The sequence below is a fragment of the Bacillus sp. SD075 genome, from assembly GCF_017355165.1.
Taxonomy (GTDB): domain Bacteria; phylum Bacillota; class Bacilli; order Bacillales; family DSM-1321; genus Peribacillus.
On record NZ_JADILK010000013.1, the window covers coordinates 1 to 26762 of the forward strand.

General features: G+C 39.2%; 30 protein-coding genes and 2 pseudogenes. 6 read left to right on the forward strand and 26 right to left on the reverse strand.

The annotated features are described in order from the left end of the window. Positions 1-46: 46 nt before the first annotated feature. Positions 47-919, reverse strand: a complete 873-nt coding sequence (locus IOC57_RS11620) for an AraC family transcriptional regulator (RefSeq protein ID WP_207438870.1) — start codon at positions 917-919, stop codon at positions 47-49. A 107-nt stretch (positions 920-1026) separates the two neighbouring features. Continuing rightward, positions 1027-1473, reverse strand: coding sequence for a GNAT family N-acetyltransferase (locus tag IOC57_RS11625; protein WP_207438871.1), 447 nt, complete (start codon positions 1471-1473; stop codon positions 1027-1029). A gap of 230 nt (positions 1474-1703) precedes the next feature. Here IOC57_RS11625 and IOC57_RS11630 point away from each other — a divergent pair, with 230 nt between their 5' ends. Continuing rightward, the gene (locus IOC57_RS11630; protein ID WP_207438872.1) at positions 1704-1883 is read left to right on the forward strand and encodes a small acid-soluble spore protein H; all 180 of its coding nucleotides are present in this window, start codon (positions 1704-1706) and stop codon (positions 1881-1883) included. 413 nt (positions 1884-2296) lie between these two features. Here the strand turns inward: IOC57_RS11630 and IOC57_RS11635 are convergent, their stop codons facing one another. The 10 genes and pseudogenes from IOC57_RS11635 to IOC57_RS11680 all read right to left on the reverse strand — a co-directional run bounded on the left by IOC57_RS11635 (position 2297) and on the right by IOC57_RS11680 (position 12560). After that, positions 2297-2821 (reverse strand): hypothetical protein, encoded by a 525-nt coding sequence (locus IOC57_RS11635; RefSeq protein ID WP_207438873.1) that lies wholly within the window; start codon positions 2819-2821, stop codon positions 2297-2299. 78 nt (positions 2822-2899) lie between these two features. Beyond that, entirely contained in the window at positions 2900-3511 is a 612-nt protein-coding gene (locus IOC57_RS11640; RefSeq protein WP_207438874.1) for a hypothetical protein, read from the reverse strand. After that, positions 3511-4125, reverse strand: a complete 615-nt coding sequence (locus IOC57_RS11645) for a phosphate starvation-inducible protein PhoH (protein ID WP_207438875.1) — start codon at positions 4123-4125, stop codon at positions 3511-3513. Before IOC57_RS11645 ends, IOC57_RS11640 begins: the two co-directional genes overlap by 1 nt. After that, entirely contained in the window at positions 4079-4864 is a 786-nt protein-coding gene (locus IOC57_RS11650) for an ABC transporter ATP-binding protein (RefSeq protein WP_207438876.1), read from the reverse strand. The genes IOC57_RS11645 and IOC57_RS11650 overlap by 47 nt, the downstream gene beginning before the upstream one ends. Further along, positions 4839-6353 carry an ATP-binding cassette domain-containing protein gene (locus tag IOC57_RS11655; RefSeq protein WP_207438877.1) on the reverse strand — a complete coding sequence of 505 codons (1515 nt, stop codon included), beginning with the start codon at positions 6351-6353 and terminating at the stop codon, positions 4839-4841. Before IOC57_RS11655 ends, IOC57_RS11650 begins: the two co-directional genes overlap by 26 nt. Beyond that, entirely contained in the window at positions 6346-7326 is a 981-nt protein-coding gene (locus IOC57_RS11660; protein ID WP_286184772.1) for an ABC transporter permease, read from the reverse strand. The genes IOC57_RS11655 and IOC57_RS11660 overlap by 8 nt, the downstream gene beginning before the upstream one ends. Next, positions 7323-8906, reverse strand: a complete 1584-nt coding sequence (locus IOC57_RS11665; protein ID WP_286184773.1) for an ABC transporter substrate-binding protein — start codon at positions 8904-8906, stop codon at positions 7323-7325. The genes IOC57_RS11660 and IOC57_RS11665 overlap by 4 nt, the downstream gene beginning before the upstream one ends. Positions 8907-9401: 495 nt before the next feature. Next, a pseudogene (locus IOC57_RS11670) lies at positions 9402-9692 on the reverse strand (DUF3189 family protein); the annotation flags it as partial. A 132-nt stretch (positions 9693-9824) separates the two neighbouring features. Next, on the reverse strand, positions 9825-11000 hold the full coding sequence (locus tag IOC57_RS11675; protein WP_207438879.1) for a D-alanyl-D-alanine carboxypeptidase family protein: 1176 nt from the start codon (positions 10998-11000) through the stop codon (positions 9825-9827). Between the two features lie 588 nt (positions 11001-11588). Further along, positions 11589-12560: an acyltransferase family protein gene (locus IOC57_RS11680; protein ID WP_207438880.1), complete on the reverse strand. Its 972-nt coding sequence runs from the start codon at positions 12558-12560 to the stop codon at positions 11589-11591. Between the two features lie 364 nt (positions 12561-12924). Between IOC57_RS11680 and IOC57_RS11685 the strand changes: the two genes are divergently transcribed. After that, positions 12925-13317, forward strand: a complete 393-nt coding sequence (locus IOC57_RS11685; RefSeq protein WP_207438881.1) for a thiol-disulfide oxidoreductase DCC family protein — start codon at positions 12925-12927, stop codon at positions 13315-13317. A 390-nt stretch (positions 13318-13707) separates the two neighbouring features. Here IOC57_RS11685 and IOC57_RS11690 read toward each other — a convergent pair whose 3' ends face one another. From IOC57_RS11690 to IOC57_RS11720, 7 genes and pseudogenes are all read right to left on the reverse strand, one after another. Beyond that, on the reverse strand, positions 13708-14022 hold the full coding sequence (locus IOC57_RS11690; protein ID WP_207438882.1) for a hypothetical protein: 315 nt from the start codon (positions 14020-14022) through the stop codon (positions 13708-13710). 326 nt (positions 14023-14348) lie between these two features. Beyond that, a pseudogene (locus IOC57_RS11695) lies at positions 14349-14717 on the reverse strand (KGG domain-containing protein); the annotation flags it as partial. Positions 14718-14832: 115 nt separating this feature from the next. Further along, the gene (locus IOC57_RS11700) at positions 14833-15099 is read right to left on the reverse strand and encodes a KGG domain-containing protein (protein ID WP_207438884.1); all 267 of its coding nucleotides are present in this window, start codon (positions 15097-15099) and stop codon (positions 14833-14835) included. A gap of 155 nt (positions 15100-15254) precedes the next feature. Beyond that, a complete protein-coding gene (locus IOC57_RS11705; protein WP_207438885.1) occupies positions 15255-15410 on the reverse strand; it encodes a YvrJ family protein in 156 nt (51 codons plus the stop codon). 52 nt (positions 15411-15462) lie between these two features. Beyond that, the gene (locus IOC57_RS11710; RefSeq protein ID WP_207438886.1) at positions 15463-15681 is read right to left on the reverse strand and encodes a DUF2922 domain-containing protein; all 219 of its coding nucleotides are present in this window, start codon (positions 15679-15681) and stop codon (positions 15463-15465) included. Between the two features lie 43 nt (positions 15682-15724). Further along, positions 15725-15943 carry a DUF1659 domain-containing protein gene (locus IOC57_RS11715; protein ID WP_207438887.1) on the reverse strand — a complete coding sequence of 73 codons (219 nt, stop codon included), beginning with the start codon at positions 15941-15943 and terminating at the stop codon, positions 15725-15727. Between the two features lie 184 nt (positions 15944-16127). After that, a complete protein-coding gene (locus tag IOC57_RS11720; RefSeq protein ID WP_207438888.1) occupies positions 16128-16409 on the reverse strand; it encodes a DUF2798 domain-containing protein in 282 nt (93 codons plus the stop codon). Positions 16410-16530: 121 nt separating this feature from the next. Here IOC57_RS11720 and IOC57_RS11725 point away from each other — a divergent pair, with 121 nt between their 5' ends. Further along, positions 16531-17400, forward strand: coding sequence for a LysR family transcriptional regulator (locus IOC57_RS11725; RefSeq protein WP_207438889.1), 870 nt, complete (start codon positions 16531-16533; stop codon positions 17398-17400). 254 nt (positions 17401-17654) lie between these two features. After that, on the forward strand, positions 17655-18275 hold the full coding sequence (locus IOC57_RS11730) for a hypothetical protein (RefSeq protein ID WP_207438890.1): 621 nt from the start codon (positions 17655-17657) through the stop codon (positions 18273-18275). Between the two features lie 46 nt (positions 18276-18321). Here IOC57_RS11730 and IOC57_RS11735 read toward each other — a convergent pair whose 3' ends face one another. The 6 genes from IOC57_RS11735 to IOC57_RS11760 all read right to left on the reverse strand — a co-directional run bounded on the left by IOC57_RS11735 (position 18322) and on the right by IOC57_RS11760 (position 23233). After that, the gene (locus IOC57_RS11735) at positions 18322-18576 is read right to left on the reverse strand and encodes a sigma-G-dependent sporulation-specific acid-soluble spore protein CsgA (protein WP_207438891.1); all 255 of its coding nucleotides are present in this window, start codon (positions 18574-18576) and stop codon (positions 18322-18324) included. 108 nt (positions 18577-18684) lie between these two features. Next, positions 18685-18882, reverse strand: coding sequence for a helix-turn-helix transcriptional regulator (locus IOC57_RS11740; RefSeq protein WP_063235187.1), 198 nt, complete (start codon positions 18880-18882; stop codon positions 18685-18687). A gap of 28 nt (positions 18883-18910) precedes the next feature. Beyond that, entirely contained in the window at positions 18911-19405 is a 495-nt protein-coding gene (locus tag IOC57_RS11745) for a DUF6773 family protein (protein ID WP_207438892.1), read from the reverse strand. 177 nt (positions 19406-19582) lie between these two features. After that, the gene (locus tag IOC57_RS11750; protein WP_207438893.1) at positions 19583-21010 is read right to left on the reverse strand and encodes a GntP family permease; all 1428 of its coding nucleotides are present in this window, start codon (positions 21008-21010) and stop codon (positions 19583-19585) included. A 136-nt stretch (positions 21011-21146) separates the two neighbouring features. Beyond that, on the reverse strand, positions 21147-21923 hold the full coding sequence (locus IOC57_RS11755) for a 3-hydroxybutyrate dehydrogenase (protein WP_207438894.1): 777 nt from the start codon (positions 21921-21923) through the stop codon (positions 21147-21149). 26 nt (positions 21924-21949) lie between these two features. Beyond that, a complete protein-coding gene (locus IOC57_RS11760) occupies positions 21950-23233 on the reverse strand; it encodes a GntP family permease (protein ID WP_207438895.1) in 1284 nt (427 codons plus the stop codon). Between the two features lie 455 nt (positions 23234-23688). On the opposite strand from IOC57_RS11760, the gene IOC57_RS11765 reads away from it, so the two are divergent. After that, positions 23689-24579 (forward strand): LysR family transcriptional regulator, encoded by an 891-nt coding sequence (locus tag IOC57_RS11765; RefSeq protein ID WP_207438896.1) that lies wholly within the window; start codon positions 23689-23691, stop codon positions 24577-24579. A 356-nt stretch (positions 24580-24935) separates the two neighbouring features. On the opposite strand, the gene IOC57_RS11770 is transcribed toward IOC57_RS11765, so the two are convergent. Further along, on the reverse strand, positions 24936-25505 hold the full coding sequence (locus tag IOC57_RS11770; protein WP_207438897.1) for a dihydrofolate reductase family protein: 570 nt from the start codon (positions 25503-25505) through the stop codon (positions 24936-24938). Between the two features lie 271 nt (positions 25506-25776). On the opposite strand from IOC57_RS11770, the gene IOC57_RS11775 reads away from it, so the two are divergent. Then, positions 25777-26700 carry an NAD(P)-dependent alcohol dehydrogenase gene (locus IOC57_RS11775; RefSeq protein ID WP_207438898.1) on the forward strand — a complete coding sequence of 308 codons (924 nt, stop codon included), beginning with the start codon at positions 25777-25779 and terminating at the stop codon, positions 26698-26700. The last annotated feature ends 62 nt before the right edge of the window (positions 26701-26762 follow it).

The following is a 26762-nucleotide window of genomic DNA, read 5'->3' on the forward strand; positions in this document are numbered from 1 at the left end:
AGCTGCCTTAAGACAGCTCTTTGGATAAATCTTTCGCCTGCTATACTTACTTTTTCATAACGGGGATCCATATTTCACTTCTGAATGTTGGAGAGGTTATATCTTTATTTTCATTCCAAAGGATTTCTGGCCCTTCTCTTTGTTCATAGTTAGAGGATGGAAACCATTCGGAATAAATACGTCCCCATACATTTTGCAATGTTTCAGGAAAGGTCCCGACTGCTTCGAATACAGCCCATGTAGACGCATCAACTTTCAACTGAGTTAAATTATCTGGACATTCCCTCGTTGTGGCTACGCCGATATAATGATCAAGTTCCCCTTTTTCCTCCATCCGTCCTTCGGAAAAGTTCACGGATGCACTAAGCATCCCTAATGGCTCGACATTCGATAGGTTTTTAAGTTCATTTATCATTTTCCCATCTAAACTTTTCCACATAGATGCAATCTCTGGATTAACCCCGTTAAAAATGATGGGAACTCTTTTTTTTATTCCAATTATGTGAAATGCCTCTTTTTCTTCAATTCGATAGTTCAATTCACTGCCTCCTTTAATGGATAATTGGAAGGACATCGGTGGATAGGCTTTAAGTGAATGGCCATTACTTCTTGCTTCTGATGGTGTGAGGCCATGCAAATGTTGAAACGCCCTTGCAAAAGAGTCAGGTGAGCTGTACCCGTACTTTATCGCTATATCAATGACCTTCATGTTGTCATCTTTTAGCTCAAACGCTGCAAGTGTAAGTCGCCTTCGGCGGATATACTCGGAAAGTGAAATACCTGCAAGGAAGGAAAACATCCTTTTAAAATGATATTCCGAGCAATAAGCTAGCCTTGCAACTTCTTTAAAGTCAATTTCATTCGTAAGATTCTCTTCAATGAATTTAATGGCACCATTCATATTTTTTAGCAAATCCATTCAATGACCTCCTTATATCAAAAGAATAGCAGGAATTGAAACGAATCATCCGACATTCTGTGCACAATTATGCAGGGTCTAATCCCATTCGGAAAATAACCTTTTCGTTAAAATGGAGATTTACGGACTTTTTGCATAAATAGCCCTGGATTATCGATCTGATTAAAACCATATTTTTTATATAATGAATGTGCATCATTAGTTGCTAACATAAATCTGCGAACCCCTTCTAGTTCGGAATGGTTGGTGATAACATCCATTAACCATTTTGATAATCCTAATTTACGATAGTCAGGTACTATAAAGACATCACAAAGATACGCATGTGTTGCTAAATCGGTTATTACCCTTGCAAATCCGACTTGTTCACTTTCTTCATTACCTATTTCACCTTTATAAACCCCAAAACATAAGGTCGTATTTTCAATTGACTTTATTACTGTTTCCTTTGGTATTCCCTTTGACCAGTAAGCTTCTTGATTCAAAAAATCATGTATTAAATCTACATCCAAATACTTTTTATCAGAAGAAATCGAAAATCCTTTACTATTCATTTTACACCCCTTAAATATCTTTACTATTCTGTAATTATATCAAACCACTGATATTAATCATTTGAACTAGCCTGCCAATCCAAATGATTAACTTAAATAACCGGATCCTCAGCCAAGGCACCAGTTTGTTAGCGTAAGGGACCCTTGGAAGCATTTTAATTACAACAAGTATATATAAGTAATTCGGAACAAATATTATACATGTTGCAAATTAAAAGGAGGTCGCTAAAATGGACGCACAACGAGCAGAAGAAATTGCTTCTTCACCAAATATGGTTCATGTAACCTATAATGAGGAAAGTATCTACATTGAGCACGTGGATGAACAAAATGGACTAGCTACCATCCATCCCCTTGATGATCCAAATAAAAAACAAAGTGTTTCGGTTACCAGCTTAAAAGAACAGTGATTTCCTCGATTCAATAATAGACCTCCACTTTCGGGTGGTGGTTTATTATTCAATTAAATTCATTTACCATCTTCTTCAGCAATCTATCCCCTTGCCCCTATGGTTGCATAAGAAAAAGGAGCTGCTGATCAGCTCCTGGGAATGAAGTAAAACCTCTGTTGATGGTTTTGTTTTAACGTTGTTTTTTAGCTAGAAGACACCCATTCATTTTGAAAAGAGATTGATTATAATGAAGGATCCTCTTTAAACTAGAGAGCCTATTTCAACTAATCTCCGTAAAAAAATATGGTATTTTTTAAGTCAGTGTCTAAAAAGAACAGTTGGATCCAAGGTAAAGAAAAAAGCAAGCGAATCACAAAATTCGTTTGCCTTTTGATTTGAAGGTAACAGGTAATTGGCTGACTTTTAAAATACTATTTTAAGCGATTAATGATTAGTAAATCTTCAATCGGCATTTCGAATGCTTGATTACCAAGCTCTTGTTTTAAACGTTCATTATCTTCATACTCTTCGGGAGTGAAATCATCTGTACGTCCTTTTTTCAAGTAATCATAGAAAATTGGAGGTAAGAAGTCTTCTTTTAATAACACTTCTACTGATTCGCCATTTTCTTTTGTGAATACATATGCATAACCTGTTGGACGGTATGGGTCATATTGTGCTTTTGGATAGTTTACATCAACAGTGTACACCCCACGAGTTTTTGCACGTGTTACAAATTCAAATACATCGCGGAATCCCGGGCCACCATGACCGGAAAGAATCGAAAGATCTTTGCGGTTTGGAATTTCATCGCCGTATAATGCTTCAAAGGCTGCTTCAACCACACGGAAACCCACACCGAGTGCCATATATGCCGCATAACCATGGTATTTTTTAATATCATCGAAAGAAATCTCGATTAGATCATCACGATCATAAATTTTAATTGTTCTCATAAATTTTGTCTCCTAATTCCATTATTTAATCTTATTGATTAGTGAAGTAGTTTTATTAACTTTCTAATGCTCCAGAAATTACTTGGTAATATCCCCTTTACTGATCCATTGGAACATACCCTCTAAAAAGCGTTCTGTCGCTGGCATGAAATATGAACCAAAGTGATAGTCTGGGTCTAATGTTGTAATGATCCAAGTACCTTTTGTTGATTGCTCATCAATGTATAACACGGACCCACCATCTACGGTTGATACAAGTGTTGTTGCATGAGCTGGTGGCCAAAATACACCGTGCTGGTGCCATGTGCAATCTTCTAGCGTTATATATTCAAAGAATGGTTGTTCATCATTTTGAACACGTAATCCACTATCTGCATTTTCTTCAATCCACCACCAGAAATTCGTTGGGCGCTCCTCCCAATTTTGGTTCGGGAGCCATTCCCAAGGCTGTGGTCCAAAGGCTATAACTATTTTCCCTTCATCAGCAAAGTCACGGATTTTTTTCGCATTTTGAAGTAATAAGTTCGAGTTTAACTGTGATGGCACAATTAGTACATCGTACGGTGATAAATCTGTCTCGGCAAACTCAGGGAAGTAAATTAATTTCTCGATAAATTGCGCATATTTTGGCTCGTGGAATGTACGAAAGTGTGGTGCATGCCCACTATAAATAACTGCAATTTTTCTCATTATGCTTCCTCCTGTGCAACTTCTTGCTCAAGTAGTGCCACCATTTGAATTCTAATTTTACCTGTTGTTTTACTATCGCTCTTATAACCTAATAAACTACGTCCAGAGTGAACAATAACCGTACCATTTGTTGTATGACGATCAATGTACGTAATGACCTTTCCATCTGTAAACGTCAAACAAACTTCCGCGTCTTTTGGAGCGCGGTAATAGCCGCGTGCAAAGAATCCTGCAATGCCTTTGTTATATACCATATCTTCTACTGCCACACCCTCAAATAGTGGTGCACCGGGAACTGGTTGTACATAATAATCTTTATAACTATTAATTTTCGTTGGCATCATCAATGAACAGCCTGGTAACCAATCGCGGAATAAGTGTCCACAAAAAACCACTACATTTCCATTATTCAAAAAATCAGAAATAACCTCTTTATGATTTAATAGGTATTCTTGATCAACAAATTCCGTTATATATAAAACGTTATACGGAGATAAATCTGTCGTCTCTAGCTCATATTCATCAATTACGGTTACGTTCAATGAGTTTTCCGCTGGCTCTTTTAGGCTAAATGCATGAGACGGGTTCAATTCTAGAATGTTTAGTTGACTCATTTATTTTTCCTCCTACTATAGATTTTTTTCTTTTTTCGAAATACAGGCAAGCTTCCAGAAGATTTTTTGTGTAAGCGTGCTGAGGATTTTTCAATACCTCTACAGCCGTTCCGCTTTCAACAATGGTTCCCTTCTCTAACACCAAAACTCGGTCTGCTACATCTTCAATAGCTTGAATGCGATGCGTGATGTATATAACACTCATATGGTAAGAGCTTTGAAATTTTTTTAGCAATTCAATAATCGTTCTTTCCGTTTGTGGATCTAACGCAGATGTTATTTCATCGGCAATTAATAGACGCGGGTTACATAGTAATGCGCGAATAATGGCCATACGCTGCTTTTGTCCGCCAGAGCATTGGCTCGGCTTATTTTTCAGAAGCTCAAGTGGCAATTCTGCATGGTTCATCACCGAAGTAATTTTCTTTAATGCTGATTTCCTTGAATATTTTTGTAATAAAAGCGGCTCCATTAAGCTTTGTTCCATTGACCAGAATGGGTTGAAGGATCGGTCTGGATTTTGATAAACATATTGGGTGCAGTTAATCGAGTTTTCTGTCCAGCACAACTCGCCTTTACACGGTTCATTCAATCCAATTAATAGCTCAGCAATCGTAGACTTGCCAGAACCCGACTCACCAAGTAAACAAATAAATTCTTCTCTTCCTACAAAAAAATTCACATCATCTAACACAACATTATTTCCGAACTTTTTACATAAATTGCGAACCTCGAGCATTGAATAATACCTCCTCTTCCACATGCCCATCCACGATTGATAGCGTACGGTCTGAAATGGCATAGGCTACGTCCATATCATGCGTTATAAATAATAAGCTAATATTGTAGGCTCTCACTTTTTCCTCAAGCAACAGGACAATTTCTTTCTTTAAAATCGGATCAAGTGCACTCGTACATTCATCCGCAATAATAAATTTCGGCTTATTGGCGAAAGCCAATGCAATTAACGCCCTACTTAGCATCCCGCCCGAACATTCATGCGGATACTTTTCTAAAATATTTTTAGGCAGCGATACTTCTTCCACAGCTGCAACTGACTGCTCCATCGTTATCCCAATTTCTAAGAACTGATCCTTTAGTTTTAATAATGGGTTAAATGCTGAACGGGCATCTTGATAAATATAAGCACATGTTTTCCAGTAACAATTATCGGCAAAGCGTGGATTTCTGACAGATTGTCCGTCATATTGGATATCTCCTGACCATGCATCAGGTGGTAATAATCCGTACATCGCACGAGCTAAAGTCGTTTTGCCTGAGCCTGACGGACCAATCAAGCTCACAATTTCCCCGCTTTTAATTTGGAAAGAAACATCCGACACAACCTTTTTCTTCTCAAAGGCAATATTGACATGATAGGCGACTAAATCATCTACCTCATTCTGAATCGTATCAATTGTTACCTTTTTCAGTTTTGACGGTTTCTTCGTTTTTTCCTCAAGTAAAAACGCTAAGCTCATTGTTAAAATAGTAAGGAATAGCACTGGAGGGATAACAATCCAAGTCCAGCTTGAGTTCAAGAAAATAGAGCGCTGTGAAAATGCTTCATTTAACATGCTTCCCCATGAAATAAAATTCGGGTCACCAAGTCCTAAAAATGCTAGTCCCGCTTCCGTCAATATCGCTGACTTAAAGGTTAATATAAATTTCGTCTTCACTATTGGTCGTAAATGAGGCAATATGTGTGCACGTAAAATATATAAGGAATTACCACCGAATAATTGGGATGATTTTACAAATTCTCTCTCCTTCAATGTAAGGACAGCCGAACGTACTATACGCATATACGAAGGCCATGACAGCAAACTTAATATAATGACAAGCTGTGCCATACCGCCACCCGTGAACGATATAATGATTAAGATTAATAGCAAATTAGGCAGTACTAATAAAACGTTCGCCACGCCATTAATGACTTTATCTAATATAGGAAAATACCCTGCTAATAAACCTAGTACGACAACTAAAATTGTCGAGCAGGTAGCAATGCATAACCCAATTAAAATACTAGTGCGTGTCCCATAGATTAATTGACTTAAAATATCCTGTCCTAAACTATTTGTTCCAAGCCAGTGATTAGCCGATGGGCTTAAAAAGGAAGCGGCATCAAATGAAAAGGGATCATACGGAACAAAAAATGGACTAATAAAAGCTACTATAAATAACATGCCAATTACTATAATGGGTAGCTTATAGACCTTATTCATTTTTATTTCCTCCCTTAACACGCGGGTCTAGCTTCGGATATAGGAAATCTGCAAAAGCATTGAAAAACAGTATGATTGCTGAAAACACAAAAAACAGTCCATGCATTAACGGATAGTCCCTTGATAACACTGCCTCTTTTAACAGCTTTCCTATCCCGGGATAAGAAAACAACGTTTCTACAAAAATAGCGCCAGTAAATAGTGTACCTATACGAATCATCATTAATGTAAAAATCGGCAGTAGTGCATTTTTAAAAATATGGCGATACACTAAGCGATTCCGTTTAATCCCTTTCATTTTCGCAAATTCAATAAATGGTGAAGAAATGACTTGAATCGTTTCATTTCTTACTAATAAGTATGTACTTGAAATACTTACGATCGTTAATGTGATAATCGGTAGCGCAGCATGCTGAGCATAGTCGCCAAAGACCGTCCACCACGAATCCGAGCTTAAAAATGGTTCACTCGCACCGCTTATAGGCAGCATACCTAAATAAACAGCAAATACTAATAATAAAATCATTCCCAATAAAAATTCAGGTAATGCCCCCACCGCCATCATAGTCAGCATGAAGCGTCGATCACCACGTTTAAAATGGAACCAACCTGACCATAAACCAAAAAGTATTCCGATGATCAATGAAAGACTTGTTGAAATCCCTACAATCCATAATGTGTACGGTAAATGATTTAATACAATATCAGTAACTGGCTCCTTATAAGAAAACGAATAGCCGAAATCTAAATGTAGGAGCCCTCCTAGATAATCGATAAATTGATCACCTAATGAAACATCCAAGTTGTAATATTCAATCATGGAAGCCTTTTGTGCTTCGGTTAGCATCGGCCCACTATCCAGGCCATCTAAATACTCAATAGGCCCCCCCGGCATAAGTCGGGGGAGAAAGAAATTGAGTAATAATAAGATGACGAATACTGATCCGTATAGCGTCAATATTTTTTTAATCATTTGTAATCTACAAATACTGCTTTGTTATCAGTTAATGGAATACCATCTGCAATACCACCATAGGTATTATACCAACCAGCAAATACGCTTGAATCATATACGTAGTAGAATGGACGGTGGTATAACACAAGTGTTGGTAACTCTTCTGCTAAAATATCTTGCATTTCATCAACTGTTGCTTTACGTTCTGCTTCATTTCCTTGCTTTAATTGAAGACTTGCAAGCTCCTGGAACTCTTCGTTATCGAATACGCCTTTACCAGCTAGAGAGTTACTAGCTTGACCGCTAAACCATAAACGTAAGAAGTCTGGGTCACCGCTTAATCCGATATGCCCTGTAATTGTCATATCATAGTTCCCTTCAGCCATGGCCGTTGAGAATGTTGCTGAGTCGACTGTTTGAATATCAAGTTTAATCCCAACATCAGCAAGCATTGATTTCATTAATTCAGCTTCTTGGGAAGTTGAAGAAACCAGTACGCTTAAATCTAAATCTTCACGAATGCCTGCATCATTTTTCTCGTAACCAAGCTTATCCAGGATGGCATTTGCTTGTTCAACATTGTAATCATATTGTTTCACGTCTTCTTTATACCAAGTGGAATCTGGCGGAATAACACCTCCACTACCAACCATTACTTCTGAGTTACCCGTTAATTTTTCAGCAATTGAAGCACGATCTAATGCATAAGCAATCGCTTGACGAAGATTTTTATCACTTAATTGTTTGTTTTCTAAGTTGAATACGATACGAACGGCGCTACCAGTAGGTTCGCTTTTCAGAACGTCATAACCTAATCCTTCAAGCTGTTGCACTTCTTTATAGTTGAATGTCATACCGCCATCAATTTCTTTGTTTTGTAAAGATAACATACGGTTTTCAGCTGCTAAATATTGAACTTCATCCACTGTCACGTCACCTTTAAAGTAGTTTTCGTTTTTCACAAATTTATAATTCCCTGTTGCTGAATCATAGCTATCAAGTGTAAATGGGCCTGAGCCAAGTAAAGCTTCATCCTCTTGATACTCTAATGGTTGTTCGACATTTGACCAGATATGTTCTGGAATGATCGGTAACATGCCAGCAATTTCAGAAATGAACGGAACATACGGCTCTGCCAGAGTGATTTTCACTTCATAGTCAGAAATTTTTTCTGCTGAAGCGACTTTTGTCATATCTGCATTCCATTGAAAAGTATTTTCTTTAAAATAGTTATAGGAGAATACAACATCATCTGCCGTTAACGATTCTCCGTCATGGAATGTCACATCTTTTTCCAATGTAAATGTATATTCTAAATGATCTTCTGATACTTCCCAAGATGATGCTAACCAAGGAATTACCCCAGTATCATCCTTCCAGGTTAACGTATCAAATAAAAATGAGTTACGTAAAAATCCACCCGGACCACTTGTACCAAATGTAAACGGTGATGGGAACCCACTGTTTTGCCACCCGATTTTCACAATTTTCTTACCAGCTAATTCAGATTTTGAAGTACTTGAAGATGACTCATTTGATTGTGAGCATCCGCTTACAATTAAAAGTACAGCAACGAATAAAAATAATATTTTCTTCAAAATGATTACTCCCCTTTTTACCCCTACTGAGATTGATAATTATTATCAACTAGGTGCAAACTAATTCTAATTCAAATAATTATTATTTTCAAGTATTAAAAAAAGGAAATTTGCCCCTTGTTGAATCCTCCTGCCCCGTCAGCTCCATAAAATAGGGGCTTTTGCGGCAACTGTTATTGATGGAAAGCACCCGTTAAATGAACAAGCACCACCTCTTCTATTCCACATATACATCCAGAAGCGTAACAAAAAAAGCCAACATCCATTGTTGACTTAATGTATCTCGACATTTTAATGTATATCCTATTACTTCTGATTCAATTCCGGAATTCCTAATAAAGGTAACAACCTGCCATGGGCTTAGCAATCTTTTACGAACAGAGATAAAACATGTAATAGTATTATTTATCTATTTCATTTTCTAAGCTAATCACATTTTTCCCATTCGTTGCTTTCCCTATTTGTTTCCTATTTCAATCAACCGAAAATATATCAGAATACTATTTTTTCGTTAAAATGAAATTTCTCTTCCAGTAGTAAATTCCATTCGTTTAATGCTGGAACAACAAGTTTGTCTCTTTTATGTCCCATTGTATAAACGAAGTTGCCATCTTCATCGTTCCTGCGAAAAATGAGCTTTCCAGCATCTTCTTTCGTAAAGTATTTTACATTAAATATTTCTTCCGAAGTTAATTTTCTTTCCGATTGAGGTAATTGATTTAAATGATATGCGGCAGCCAAAGACGTCGTATGTGTACCCCCATAATCATTATAGTTATACATCATGAAATCATCCCTAATAGTTTTTTTTAAGACTATTAGGGGCATATACTCCATTTCCAATTGGAATATGGGAGCCTAAATCATAAAAATAAGAGTACACCCATTTGTCATTATAAGTGCACTCTTTTATCCCCTTTAGTGTCCGGGGTTTGTATAAGCAACAACGCCTCTGATTCCATGAGGAGATTTTTTTAGTAAAGATGACGAAGCCTCCCCATCCTTGAAATGGAACATGAAATTTAGTAGCTTATCATCGATTGTTTCCTTTTTTATCGAGGCTGGCAATACTGTGTTCCTGACATCAGCGACCGTTTTAAGGTCAAAGGATTGTATTGGTTCCCCTTCTTGGTTCATGATGGAGAGAATTCCATCATTACTCGTTTTTAGACTAGGTTCATCACTAATTAAATGAGTATAGAATAAATCTTCGTTCAGCGTGTAAGTATTAGAGTAGTCCGCTGAATAAAGTTTGCTTTTTTTATCAATTTTGCCTGTTTTAAAGTTTTCAAAGCCATAGTTGAATAAAAGCTCAGTATCAGAGTAGGCAACCTTGTCCGAAGGAGCTTTTAGAGTGACGGCAATCAAGTCCTGTCCTCCCCTAGTGGCAGTGGAAATCAGGGTGTAACCTGATTTACTGACGAAACCGGTTTTCCCGCCGGTTATTCCCTTATACGGGAGTTCGCCTTTTAACATTTTATGATGAGTAACTAGAGTCGTGTCCCATGTTTCCACTTCCCATGGTAACTTCTTCTTCCCAAAATACTCACGGAACGTTTCATTTCCCATTGCATATTGGGTAATTTTCGCAAGGTCATTGGCTGTAGTTACATGATCTTTGTCAAACAATCCATGGGGGTTCGTAAAATGGGTATCGGTGACGTTTACTTCTTTTCTTAAAAACTCATTCAAATCCTCCATGAACAATTTTTCACTGCCAGACATATGCTCGGCAATTGCGATGGCTGCATCATTTCCGGAGTTGATTAGCATTCCTGCAATTAATTTGGAAAGCTCTATTTCCTCTCCAGGTTCAATGAATACCGAAGATCCGTCTGCCTCCGCTGCTTTTTTGCTAATCGTCACCAGTTCATTCCGATCCCCGTGTTCTATAGCATATATAGCCGTGGCAACTTTCGTAAGACTGGCTGGATACATACGTTTATCCATGTTTTTTTCGTATAATACGTTCCCACTTTTCGCATCAATAATGATCCCGGCTTCACTATTGAGAGGTAAGTCAGATTCTGCACTTATAGTCTTAGAGGTGAAAGGGATTAAAGCCAAAATGAAGATGAAGAAAAACTTTTTCATATGCCGCTCCTTTGATGATAGTTAAATCTTATATAGTCATAATAAAATAAATCTGAATGTTTAAAGTTGTTTTATTGAAAGTGAAATACAAAAGTAATTACCCCTTAATAATTTTGGAAACATTTCGGGTAATCACCTTCATTTTCTTTCCTGAAATAACTTTAAAAGGGTTGTAACCCTTTTAGTGGAGCATCCATTTAATCCCCATTAAATAAATTTTTTTGTAGCTCACTAAATATCTGGAAATTTCTTTTCATGAAAAAACCCTTCAAATTGTGAAGGGCTCTGGCTGTAGAGAAACTCAAAGAAAAGCGAGTTTGACTGCAGTTTTTTCTTTTAAAACACAAAGGTGATTGGAACGGAAGGCGCGAGACTCCTGCGGGAAAAGCGTGGCATGGGAGACCCCGCAGGCGCGCCGAGGAGGCTCCCGCCCGCCCGCGGAAAGCGAGTGCCTGGAGTGGAAATCGACGGTTCCCTGTTTTACAAACAAACCTAAATAAAAATTGAGCAAACTTGTTTTTCATCGAGTTTGTCACAGTCCAGCCTTCAAACTGAAGGGTTATTTACTTTATAGGTGTTAAAATTCTGTTATGTTTTCATTTTCATTCCTATTAGCACACATTCCACTTTTACAATTGGTTTTCTTGATAATATAAATATAATGGTTACAGGTATGACTAATAAAACATAGTATTGGCCACTTTCTTTGATCCAATCATAAATAAATGAGTTATAAACATATTCAAGGAAAAACATATGAAAAAGATAAATAACCAATGTAATGGATCCTATTTCAGTAAAAAAAGTATGTTTTTTAGGAACGATACATAAAAAACTATAAGTTGCTGCTCCCATGATTAAATAAACGATCAACTTATATATAAAACCGAGGGCAATGGGGCCATCCATTAATTCCTGATAGCCTAAACGGCCATAAAACCATTCCCTCCAAGTCATTTCCCCATAGAAATAAATACCGGTAAAGATTAAACCTAGTACAGCCCAGCCGATTAGGGCATTACTTTTCTTTTTAACCCATTCAAAATGATTTTTTTCTAAAAAATGACCAATTAAAAAGAAAGGAAAGAAAAAGAACGTTCTCGACAAACTTAGCCATTCATTCACTTCACCAAAGTAACCGATTATTAGAGAGACAATGATTGAAGAAACGATTCCATATTTCCTGGAGGAAAATATCAACAATAATATATTCCAGCAGAATAAGCTGATTAAGAACCATAAAGCCCATCTTGGAGTTAAAATTGTGAAGTCTATTGGTTCATCAAATACCTTCTGATAATAGAAGGTATAAATCACCTGGAATATGACATAGGGAATTAATATTTTTTTAATTAGCCCCCAGAGGTCCTTTTTACTTTTTATCTTTCTAGAAAAATAACCGGATACTAAAATAAAAGCTGGCATATGGAATGAAAAAATAAACAAATAAATAGTTAAAATCCATTCGTTTTCTTCCACCATTCTAGCTAATGTGTGTCCCAAAACAACTAGTACGATTAATACAGCCTTCGCATTGTCAAAATACGGATCACGTTTCATGAAATCTTACCCCCTAAGAAACTAACAGTTATATCTTCTAATCCCCATTTATGGTTTGAATGAAAAAGCCGGCGTTCCTCTACTATAGGATTGCCGGCTTGGAACTTCATTGGAGTATCTACCATATCACAGCTTGTTTACAGTTTAGTTAATGGAAAATAACAGTTTGATAACAGTCAAAAAACTGCCTATATCATGGGTCCACCTGCCAATTGGCTTACGTGCCTTTTAGTGACTTGCCGGAACGAACAATCCATTCCATCATCAAAACTCCAGGCAGTTCCAGACGTTTTCGCCTTCCCCAAACGGGTAGTGTATTATATAAACATGAGTATGATAACGTCTCTCTATAGGAGGAATGTTCATGAATCCGGTCATTTTATTTGATGGTGAATGCAACTTTTGCGATTCGAGTGTCCAGTTCATTATAAAACGGGATCCGCAGGGGCTTTTTCATTACGCTTCGCTTCAAAGTGAGCCAGGACAAGAGTTGCTGAAGAAGTATGATGTTCCTGCAGATATAGATAGCATGGTGCTGATCGAAAAGGATAAGGCCTACTATAAATCATCTGCAGCCTTGAGGATTTGCCGCCGCATACAAGGGGCATGGAAATTACTTTACGGTTTCATCATCGTACCAAGCTTCATCCGGAACTTCGTTTATGATTTCATTGCCAGGAACCGTTACAAATGGTTCGGAAAGAAAGAAGAAAGCTGTATGCTGCCGTCGCCAAGTGTTCGAAAGCGGTTTTTATAAATAGCTTATAAACATTAATGTTACTTTTAATTAAAGAGCCTGGAGAAATAGTTCGCACTTAGGGAAAGAAAATCAAGACTAATCAAACACCTTCAGAAGTTTGGGGTAGGAGCAGGTAAAATTAATGGCAGTTGCCAATGAAAACCCGGAAATTAATCTAGATACACTTTAATCGCTCTTTATCGGGAAGTAAACATTGGTAAATCGAAGCCCCAAACTGTCATATTAAGCTCAAAATGAAAACACAGATGGAAAAGGTATTTAATTTTCTGCTTTGGTTATAGCTAAGTCTCTTTATTGGCTTTCTATAACGTAAAAAAGGTAATTCAGCTGAATTACGTTGATGTCTGTATTTTCATCCTGTTCACTGGCCGTTCTTTTTCCTTCAAGCTATCTATCGTGTACGTATAGATGGTTCCTGGAGTCATCCCGATCTGCCATCCTTGGCTCCGGGCCGCTGTAAATCAGCTTTTCCCCCCTAAATACCCGATAGAAACCGCCTTCATCAGCCCAAATAAGCTTAATGGCATCTTCTTTCCGTTCGATCTTACACATCAAGGAAGCCGTTTTGAATACCGCTTGATGCCTCCTCTTTTTGGAAATGAGATAAACGATTCCCGCAAGACCAAGAGCAAGCAATGAATGCCGTGCAGTGAATGGAACTCCGCTTACGTTTAAACGGAGGCAAGAATAATGAGCGATCACCTTCCATCACCTCTTCCTTTTCTAGGTGTTATTCCTTTACCCACTTTCATCTCCAAGCACACTTTGCAATGTGCTGTGGGTTTATTTTAAATGGGACCTTGCGGATGACATAAAAAAACCGAGGGAATGGTTTCTCCCTCGGTCATTTATAAGTTACACTGGATTATATTTTAACGGCGGCTTTTCTCCCCGCCCTTGCGTCCTGCTTCTTCCCGGCTCATTTTTCCATTACTGGAACCGTCAGAACTGCCGTCGCCATCTCGTTGATTGGCCCGTGCCTCTCCGCCTTTTTCGCCGATTTCCTGATAGAATTCCTTGCCATGGCTGTCGGATGTCGCTTCTCCGCCTTTTTGGCCAATTTCTTGATAGAATGCCTTGCCATGGCTGTCGGATGTCGCTTCTCCGCCTTTTTGACCTATCTCTTGATAGAATTCCTTATCATGACTTTCGGATGTCGCTTCTCCGCCTTTTTGGCCAATTTCTTGATAAAATTCCTTATCATGATTTTCGGATGTTGCTTCTCCGCCTTTTTGGCCAATCTCTTGATAAAATTCCTTATCATGATTTTCGGATGTTGCTTCTCCGCCTTTTTGGCCAATCTCTTGATAGAATTCCTTATCATGATTTTTCGCTGTTGTTTCTCCACCTTTACGGCCTGCTTCTTCACGACTCATTTTATCATTGTTGTTAGTCATTAAAAATTCCTCCTCATTATTTGGATTTTCCATGAACTAGCTACATATGTCATGTACCCGCCTGAACAGCTATAAAACTGGAATCAGCTAAATACTTCAGGTCGCTTCTTTTATTTTAGCGGCGACTTCTTTCCCCGCCCTTGCGTCCTGCTTCTTCCCTACTCATTTTTCCACCATCGGACTCATCACGTTGATTGGCTCGTGCCTCTCCGCCTTTTTGCCCAATTTCCTGATAGAATTCCTTATCATGATTTTCGGAGGTGGCCTCTCCGCCTTTTTGACCAATCTCTTGGAAAAATTCCTTATCATGATTTTTTGCTGTAGCTTCCCCGCCTTTGCGGCCAGCTTCTTCCCTGCTCATTTTTTCATTGTTGTTAGTCATTAAAACTCCTCCTTATAATTTGGATTTTTGATGAACTAGCTACAGTTTTATGTATACCCGATAGTTTCGATATAAAACTAGAATCTATTAAAACTTTTCCATTTGAAAATGGAAGAACATCATGAATGATATTATTCATGATGCTCTTCCCATCCTTAACCTGACTTAGGAATTCCTTCTCGCAGGCGAACTGGCAGCTCTACAAGGGTTTCATTCAAAGTATCCAATTTCGTTTCAATCCTATGAAGCAAATAAAGGGTAACAATGATCGGGAACCCAATATCACTGACAAATGGCAGGATTTGATCCACTATTCATTCACCTCACTTCAATTGTGTCCAACAAAGATGACCTTTCCATTCGTTAGATAAGTTCCACTTCCTCGACATTTCGCTCGACAATACGTGCTGCCTTCAAATCGACGAAATTCCCTGAAGATGTAACGAACACATTCTCCGCAATCATTTTTTCCATCGCCAGTTTAACCGTATTTACTTCGACCGGCTCCTTCGGATTATCCACGGAAATCGTCGCTGACTTTCCTTCCTCGGTAACGAAAATCAATTCCAGTACTTTAGCCAATTCAACTCACCTCCCCCTCTTCTCCCATGTTTCCAAATACCGATTAACCAATCAATGAATACGTATCCACTCGGGTCACTTCACCCATTGGATGATTCTGCACACTTGTGATTGCAACAGCTGTCGAAAACAACTGATCCGCCGTCGCCTCGACCTTGATGTTCGAAAATGTCCTCCGTTTGAAAACGAGAGCCCCTTTTTCATTTACCCCCGTCTCAAAATCGATCCGCAACGTACTTGATGCTGGAATCTGGTTTGCCATGCCACTCACCCCCTTTCACACTCTATATAAACTTTTAGGGAATGAAAGTAGCATGGTCTTGAAATTTTTTGAGGGAAACGAAAAAAAGCTCCCCATCATCTGGGCAGCTCTATAAACTATTTTTCAGGAATCCTTTAAAGCAATATCTACATTTATTACTGAAATTTTAATTCTTTACTGGCCATTATCCATTGTCTTCTTCTCTTACTAAAAAATCTTTCTCGATAATTGACGGTTTTTCTACAAAATTAATTCTTCCCATTATTTGTTGAATGACTCCCGGAAAAAAGTAAGCTCCAAAGAAAGCACAAATAAAAGCCTGTGACCAAGTTTTTAACCATATAGATAAGAATGTATGATCATACCCCCTATTTATTGAGACTAATATAAATGAAATAAAAAAGGACATACTAAAAGACATTAAAAAGGCATAAATAATCTTTCTGTATTTAATGTTCATACTCATTATTTTTCTACTTCAACTCCTGACCTAATCATAACTCTATTTTATTTCTTCCCTTTACATTAGTAAAACCAATTTTTATAATAGTTATATTAGAATTACTAATGCAAAGGGGTCTAGTGGGTTGAATTCGTATTATGCTTTTATCAAAACCATAGAAACAGGCAGTTTTACAAAAGCTGCCGAAGAACTTGGCTATACCCAGTCCGCCATTAGCCAAATGGTTCATTCATTAGAGGAAGAACTTTCCACCACTCTTATTTTACGTTCGCGAAAGGGCATTACACTGACACCAGATGGCGAAGAATTTTTGCCATACATCAGGAAGATTTGTAATTCACATAGGGAACTGACTGAAAAGCATAAAGAGATGGAGGGACTGCAAAGCGGCCTTATTCGAATTGGCACCTTTTCCAGTGTTACATGCCATTGGATACCGGGATTGATCAAGGATTTTAAGGGACTTTACCCAACTGTCCATTTCGAATTACATCAAGGAAATTATACGGAAATCTCAAATTGGATTAAAGAAGGAAGCGTAGACTTTGGCTTCGTGAATTCAAATGTTTCGGATCTAACTACGATTCCCTTGCAGGAAGATGAAATGCTCGCTGTAATGCCAGTAGGCCATCCTTTAGCATCATCCACAAAAGTCTCATTGGAAGAATTGCTACAAGATCCTTATATCCTATTGGATGAGGGAGTTATAAATGAACCATTAATAGGTTTTAAACAGTACAATTTTGAACCTGATACACAATACCGAGTATTTGACCCCTATGCGATTATGTCCATGATTGAACAAGAGCTTGGCATTTCGATTTTACCAAAACTTCTCTTAAATAAAAGTCCCTATAATCTTGCAACGAAAGCGATCTCTCCTTCTATTATTCGAACGATTACTTTGGCATACAAGGATAAAAGGGTATTGCCAATAGCTAGCAGGTATTTTATTGACTTTATTATTGAAAGGTATAGAAATGAAGCTCAATAAAAAGTCTTTATGTAAGATACTCGTTATCCACGTGAGAGGTCTTGTCTTGGGTTCATATTAACTCATAGAACATCCCGCCACGGTTTGCTCGTCCCGGCTGCTTGTTGTGGATTTTAGCTTTTCAACTTATTTTTCCTTTACATTACTTTTTTATAACTGACAATTTTCTTTTTATTGTTGAGCATTTGGCTTTAAATGGCACGTCATGTTCACCCTTTCTGGGAAATAATAATCACGAAAGGAAGTGGATGTCGATGTCATTAGAATGGTTTGACAGAGTAAGCGGGGAATTGCAGGATCATCTTAAATCAATTTGTGAGAAATACGACCGCAATGGCAGTATGATCGTGGAGCGCGGGTCCAAGCATCCACGCATCGAGTTTTATACAGAGCTGGATGATAATGAGAGGGATTATTTTTCTACGCTGTTTTTTGATCCGTATAATGAAGAATTTTATATGGAATCGTTCGAGCCTGACCTAGGACAGATCAGCAAGGTCATCCTTTCAGACATTGAAGATATCGTCGATGCTGTCCATGAGAGCTTCCATAACTATTTGGAAGAGGATGATACCGATTACGAAGATGATTTGGATGATCCAGACGGCGAAGTTTCCGATATATACGAAATCGATGTAGATTGGGAAACGCCTGAAGTGACGGCCTATATCCAGGATGATGAAGTCGAGGTCACCTATCAATTCGGTATCGTGCAGGAAACAGGCGATGGTGTGCTGAAACGGATCAATCGGATTCGAACAGCGGATGATGACCTGATAAAGGATGAAACGAATTTCATTTTCAGCAAGGAAGAAGCAAGTACGATCATCGCCATGATAGCCAGTCATATGGATTCCCTTAGTGAAATGGAATAAAAAAACCAATAAAACCTTGTCCATGAACATCATGGACAAGGTTTTATCATATAAGAATCAATTCATATACCTCAGATAATTGTGTGACCCGTTCCGTATCACTAGCTTCCTTCGCATGCTTAATTTCCTGAGGAAGAATATGGTTAAGGAGACTAGCTTCTTTACCGGATAGCTTATTGACGAGTTCTTCTTCAGAATGAAAATGTCCGCTTTTGATTTTATTGTAAATTTCCTGCGCTTCAGGATATTGGTCCGTATAGTTAGACAATATCTCACGTAAGTAGCCAATCGTACGATCCATCAAACCATCCCTCTCGAATGTTAGATTTTTGCTTACATGCTATACCTTCCCCTATTTTTTGATGATAAATTCCTGAAAAAAAGATATCCAAGTCAATGGATACCCTAATTAGTCTTCTTCCCAAAACAAATCATCCAATGTACGGGATAAGGCTTTACAAATACCGACACACAGACTTAATGAGGGATTATATTTTCCGGATTCAATCAATCCTATCGTTTGCCTGGATACGCCGACAATCTTGGCCAGTTCATCTTGAGACAAGTCCTTTTCTACTCTCGCAAGCTTCAGTTTTATATTTTTCAAGGGAAGGCACCTACTATTTCTTATTATCTTAGCTATTTTTCATGCCGATTTTCTTCGCGAGCAAGTAAATACCACCAAAAAACAGAAGTAATATCGGCAAATAGATCATAACGGATACAAACGATACCAATACAAAATACCATACGCCCTGGGAACTGCTATCGGCATAGGATACAGCACTATTCACCCCCATGAATATAGCGATGATGAGTGCCAAAGCAACCGTACCAAGAATGGTCTTCCTGCTCATCGGTGTTTTGCTGGTTCGGTCATGCATTTCCACTTCATCCCAGAAGACACCTAAAAAAATGGAACGGGCTAAGTAATACATGCCTCCTGCAATAATGATCACGAATTCCAGATATAACTCATCGCTGCCTGCACCATATTTATATAGTTTGAAAAGTGCACTCACCAGGCAAATGGCCAGGACGACGTAATACATTTCTTTATAAATTTTATTTCTTACATTCTCAATCCGCTCATCCGTGATCTTTTTCGTTCGTCTAAATAAATTCATCATCTATCGACCTCCATTAATTCCATCGCTTACCCTTATTATGATTTATTTAACATTTTGCAACATATATATTGCATTTGATAAATTATATGTTGCAATGCATATAAAAAAAGGTACCTATACATTAAGTATTGGTACCTCAATAGCCTGATTAAGGGTTTTATTTGTGCATTCATCATTTTAAATGATGCCAAACCAAGTATAGAGGGCAATGATGACAAAGACAGCCAATGATTTAATGACGGTGATCATGAATATGCTGCCATATGATTGTCTATGCGTTAATCCCGTTACCGCAAGCAGGGTGATGACGGCTCCGTTATGAGGAAGTGTATCCATACCTCCTGATGCCATGGCGACAACACGGTGCATCACTTCGTGTGAGATATTGGCAGCCGCGATTGCCTGATTGTATTTATCGGCCATTGCGCTTAATGCAATTCCCATTCCCCCGGATGCCGACCCTGTTATGCCTGCCAGTGCGCTAGTGGTGATAGCACCGTTGACAAGCGGATTCGAGAACACACCGGAAATTCCATCACTGATTTTAACAAACCCTGGAAGGGCAGCGATCACTCCGCCGAAACCATATTCCGAACCGGTGTTCATGACAGCAAGCAGTGAGCCGCCAATACTGTTGTTCAGTCCCTCTTTCATGTTTTTCGTCACTCGTTTCCAATCATAGGCAAGGGCTGTGATGATCCCGACGATCAGTGCAATTTCCACCGACCAGATTGCAGCATTGGCCGCTACATCAACTGAATAATCCTCTAACCCTATTGCAGAAAAATCAAATCCATTAGGATACCATTTCGGTATGGCTTTAGACAGATAATTATTCATGATGGCAACCAACCCAAGCGGAACGAAAGCTATAATCTGCCGCAGTACAGATTGGTTTGAATGTAAATCAGGTACCGGCTCCCCTTTATCCTGTTCGGGATCAGCGGCATTTTCCTCTGCAAGCCCATAATATCCTTCCCCCGCTTTTTTGGCTCGCCTCTTTCTGCTTTCCAAGTAGGACAAACCGACCGATAAGACAAAAATGGCCCCTATGATTCCAAGGATCGGAGCCGCATAAATGTCAGTGCCAAAGAAGGACGTAGGAATGACATTTTGAATTTGCGGAGTTCCCGGCAAAGCATCCATCGTGAACGTGAATGCCCCTAGTGCGATGGTGGCAGGCATAAGCCTTTTAGGTATGTCTGCCTGCTTGAACAATTGAACGGCAAAAGGATAAATGGCGAAAACCGCAACAAATAAACTCACGCCGCTATAGGTTAAAATCGCACCCAAAAGGACAATCGTCAGCATGGCCTGTTTGGCACCGATCAAGCGGACGATCGTCCTCGCAATGGATTCGGCTATGCCCGACATTTCGATGATTTTCCCGAAAATGGCACCTAATAAAAAGACGGGAAAATAGTTTTTTATGAAAATGACCATCTTTTCCATGAATACGCCGGAATAGAATGGCAAAACATTACCCGGGTCTATGAAGAAGACCGGTAAAAGTGCAAAGATGGGTGCGAATAAGATGACAGAATAACCGCGGTAGGCTGCAAACATCAATAGCCCCAGCGCCAGCAATATAATCATTAAGTCCATGGAAGTCCCCCCTTAAACATTTATTCCAAGTTTGAAAATTTTCCCCAAACCAGTCAAATATACGCCAAAAGTGAACCTCTCTGCCAAATGAAAATTTGTCAGAAGGGTTCACCTTTATTTTACTTATAAATATTTATTATTGAGCTGTATAGCCACCGTCAATGACAACAGCTTGGCCTGTTACGCTTTTCGCTTTATCGCTTGCCAAGAACAAGGCATAATCAGCAATTTCACTAACATTCAATAAACGTTTTTGAGGCACTAATGGAAGAAGGACTTCTGCCAATACATCCTCAATCGGAACATTACGTGTTTTAGCCAAGTCTGCCATTTGTCCGCGAACAAGTGGAGTATCGACATATCCAGGGCATAAAGCATTAACCGTAATACCGTGTTCCGCCCCTTCCAAAGCAGCAACTTTCGTTAGGCCGATAACACCATGTTTCGCGCTGTTGTAAGCCGCTTTACCTGCGAATCCGATCACACCGTTAATGGAAGAGACATTAATGATGCGGCCGAAACCTTGCTCTTTCATGATCGGGAACACGGTTTTAGTTAGAATGAACGGCGCTGTCAACATGATTTTTATCATCAATTCGTATTTATCCGTTGGGAAATCTTCGATTGGCGATACATGCTGCAGCCCGGCGTTGTTAATCACAATGTCAACCGAACCGTACGTTTCTTTAGCTTCCTTCACCATATTTACGATATCTTCCTCTTTTGTTACATCGGCTTTGATTCCAATTGACTCGAAACCAAGTTTTTTCAATGATTCCGCAGCTTCTTTTACCGATTCTTCATTAATGTCGGAAAGAACCACTTTGGCTCCACTTTCAGCGAAGTGCTTACCAATTTCAAATCCAATACCGCGAGCAGAACCTGTAATAATTACGACTTTATTTTCAACCATTATGAATTCCTCCTAGAGTATATTTATTAAACGATACCGATGGCACCCATTATAATGCCAACGATCATGGCGATGGTCGGGATGATAAATGCTACCATGAAAACATCTTTATATGTTTCTTTATGAGTCAATCCTGTAACCGCCAAAAGTGTTAATAGCGCACCATTATTAGGGAAAATGGATGCACCTGAAGCGACTGCCGCCATTCTGTGGAATACATCCGGGCTGATTCCCGTCGATTGAGACAAGCTGTAAAAAGTATCGCCAAGTGCATTAAGTGCAATACCCATACCGCCTGAAGCGGAACCAGTGATGATCGCCATGATTTGTACGGCAAGGGATTCCGCAACGAGCGGATTGCTCGAGATATTTAGCAGCCAGGAAGTGATGTTATCAAATGCAGGTATAACCGCAATGACCGCACCGAATCCAACAGCGGCACTTGTATTCAGGATGGCCATCACTGAGCCTTTCGCTCCCTCATTGACAGAGAAAATGAACTTTTTGTAATCCTTGATATTGATGACCATAATGCTCAGAACGCCTAATAATAAAGCATAAATTGGTTCTAATTTCACAACGTTAAGCAATAGCACAACAATAAGAAGCGGAACTAAAGACAATAACCAATTCGGTACTTTTTCATCTTGCTCAGAACCGTTAACCACATCATCCGATTCGATGAATCCTTCTCCTTTAGCAGAAAGAGATCTTTCTCTATAGGATAACCAGAAATACCCGCCCACTGCCATGATCAATGAAGTGACGATCCCGATGATCATGCCTGAAGTAGGTGTCGTATGAAAATACTCCATCGGTATCAGGTTTTGGATTTGCGGTGTACCCGGTATTGCCGTCATCGTGAACGTGAATGCCCCAAGCGCAAAGGTAGGAACAAGAAGCCTTCTCGTAACGTTTGCTTCTTTAAATAACGCAAGCGCGATGGGATAAACGGCAAACACGACCACAAATAAACTGACTCCGCCATATGTCAATAAAGCGGAAGCGATCAGTACGCCAAGAATCGCCCTCTTTTTACCAATGATCTGTGTTACCTTCTTGGCAACGGATTTCGCTGCACCTGTTTCTTCCATCAGCTTTCCGAAAATCGCTCCCAGCAGGAAGATTGGGAACCACTTCTGAACGAATCCGACCAATCCGGTCATATACGTCCCGGTATACGTGTCAAATACATCCAAGCCGCTCATCAATGCTACAACTCCAGCCACCAGCGGGGCCACCCAAATGATGGACCATCCCAAATAAGCCAAAGCCATCAGCAATACTAAGCCTACAATTATACTTAACACTGGAAATCACCTCTTTCCATGGTGATGTAAATAGTTTTGCTTTCCATCATGCTTCCCCCTTGATTGTGTAAATCCCTTATGCTGCAGGTTTCAAAAACCGTGCCCTGAAGCATGAACCCTAAAAACGCCATTAAAAAAGAACATGAAAGCGGATATCCGAACACCTTCTTTTTTGATATCTTAAAAAAACTTAATAAACATACCTTGTCCGCATTCCAAGAAAGGTGAATAAGCAGCTTGATCTGTTGGAAATATATTCATTAACATAAAATATCTTAGAAACAGCTCATAAGATGCCTTTCTCCTTATACTTCTACAGTAAAGAATATTTTATTAAAATAGGGTTAAATATACTTGCTTTTTAATCCTCATATAGTTTACATCTACCTAATTTATAAGTAAAATGAATAAAAAGAATAAATTTTATTCTAATTACGAATAAACAGGAGACAAATATGGAATTACGGGATTTAAAATCATTCATGGAAGTGGCCTTACATAAAAGTTTTACGAATGCCGCCGCCCATTCTTATTTAACACAGCCTTCCTTAAGTAAAGCCGTCAAAAAGCTCGAAGAAGAACTGAGTGTAGAACTCTTCGACCGCTCAACGAGACATCTGCGCCTGACGGATGCCGGACAAATCGTGTACCAGCAAGGCCAAAAAGCCTTCGCGGCATTATCCGAATTGAACGTACTCTTGGATGACCTCAGGGACATGACAACAGGCGTTGTGAAAATTGGCATCCCGCCGCTGATTGGCACCCTGTTTTTCCCGGAAATTGCCCGCAGCTTTCAAGAACGTTATCCAAAGGTTTCCCTCGAGTTAGTCGAAGAAGGTGCAAAGCTGATCGGCAAGCTTGTCGAAGAAGGAGAAATCGACCTCGGCATCGTCGTATTGCCTGCCAGTGAAACAAAATTCAATATCTATTCCTTCATTGAAGACGAATTCGTTTTATTCCTTCATGAAGAGCACAGGCTTGCCCGCCATTCAGCCGTCACATTAGCTGAATTGAAGGACGAGAAATTCATCCTTTTTTCAGAAGACTTCACTTTACATGATTACATTATCCAGGCATGTGAAAAAGACGGATTCACCCCTGACATCTCATACCAAAGCTCACAATGGGACCTGATCATCGAACTCGTCTCATCCAAACTGGGCATCACCCTTCTGCCCAAATCGATTTATCATAAGCGAACCAATGAAAATGTTAAAATCATCCCGTTACAAAACTCCAACCTCAACTGGAAACTAGGGATCATCACAAAAAAAGACGCCTACCATTCCTTCGCTCTGAAAGAATTATTGAAGATGCTGAATGAGGGAGTTAATTTGGAAATTTAGTTATCGGTAATGAATACCATTAAAGGAGCCCGTTTAACTAAAAAATAAAAAACGCTGCTACTTCCTACGCAGATACAGGAAGAACAGCGTTTTTTTATTTTCATATTGAGCAGGGTATATTACATTCTATTACGAACTCAATAACAGATAGCAAATGTGTGCTTTTCTCCTCTTACAATATAATTTTATTGCTGTAGCTTTAGAAAGAAGATGGTTTATAAACCCCCTCTTAAAATAAATGGAGTCAGTTTGCCGGCATGAGGGGTTCTATCTGAATTTTAATACAAAATTGCTTGGGGAAGGTACGGGAATCCTGCGGGATAAGCGTGTCCCTTGGATTAAGCCTGTCATCATGCTTATCTTTCATTAAGGTGATAGCAAAGCTGAACAACGCCAGAGGAAAACCTTTTTGTATCAACCAGCTTTAGATTCACTCTCTCCTTTATGCCAATAAACAAAGGTTTTCCTTCCCCTAAAATAACAGGGTGAACAGATAACCTGAATTCATCAACCAGCCCAAATCTTATAAAAGATGTAATAAGACTTGCCCCGCCATAAAGCCAGATGTCTTTACCAGGCTTATTCTTTAATGCATTTACTTCTTCAACAATATGATCATTTATGAATGTTACTTTAATATCGGTCCCTTTTTTCGTTTTAGAAAACACAAATTTTTCTTTGCCATGAACTAATCCCCACATTTCTTTTTCAGTATCCGATACCTCATTTTTTGGAGTATATTGTCCCCATAAATCATAGCTTTTTCTCCCATATAAAATAGTATCGATATCATTTAAGAAATCAAAGAACCCCATTTCAGAGTCCATAATGCACCAGTCCACTTCTCCTTTCGGCCCTTCAATAAATCCATCTAAAGTAACGGCTAAATCTAAAATAATTCTTCTTGGTCTTTCGTTAATGGCCATTCTTTTATCTCCTTTTTAACTTATAGATTGCCCCTTGTCGATCTAATCATAAGGTTTCAACCGCCCACCAAGAAACTTGGGCCTGACTGCTGCCGGACAAATCGTGTACCAGCAAGGCTATAAGCCCTTCGCGCCATTTCCGAAAGGAACGGATTCCTGCTGCTTTTAAGCATTCATTCAAAAGTTTCTTCCATTTCGCTTACATATAGTTTTATATTACAGCTTCAATCATAGTATTAAAAGATTGTATCGAAAACTAAGGAGACTCGCGATGAAAGCAATGGTATGCACAAAATACGGTTCACCCGATGTACTGGAACTCAAAGAGATAGCAAAACCAACGCCCAAGGACAACGAAATTCTGGTAAAGGTCCATGCGGCAACAGTGGCTTCAGGGGACATAAGAGTCCGGAGCTTCAAGAGTCCCTTCTTATTATGGCTGCCGATGCGAATCTTCCTGGGTCTTAGAAAACCGCGAAAATCGATACTCGGGGTGGAGCTGTCCGGGGAAATAGAGGAAACGGGCAGGCATGTGAAAAAATTCAAAAAAGGCGACCAGGTTTTTGCCATGACTGGAATGAACTTCGGGGCCCATGCCGAATATACATGTTTACCTGAAGACGGGCCAATCGCAATGAAGCCTGCCAATATGACCTACGAGGAAGCCGCCGCCGTTTCGTTTGGGGGAACGACAGCCCTGCATTTTTTCAGAAAAGCCCATATCCAGGACGGACAAAAAGTCCTCATCTACGGGGCATCCGGCTCGGTAGGTACTTCAGCCGTACAGCTTGCCAAATACTTTGGAACAGAAGTTACCGGAGTATGCAGTGCCGCTAATTTTGAATTGGTGACATCAGTGGGAGCCGATAAGGTAATTGATTATACGGAAGAGGATTTCACGGAAAGACAAGAGCGATATGATATCATCTTTGATGCAGTCGGGAAAAGCTCGAAAGCCAATTGCAGGAAAGCAATGACCCCGAACGGGCGATATGTGTCCGTTGAAGGCCAAGGAATAGCAAAGGTACTTACGGAAGATTTGTTGCTCCTCAAGGAGCTTATCGAAACTGGAACAATAAAATCGGTCATCGATAAACGCTATCCGTTGGAACAGATTTCCGAGGCTCATAGATATGTTGAACTAGGACATAAAAAGGGAAATGTCGTCATAACTGTCCATCATGATAACCCCTGACAAAACCTATTCAATGCTTGAACATGAAAATACCCCTTAGACAATTGGATCTGAAGGGGTAT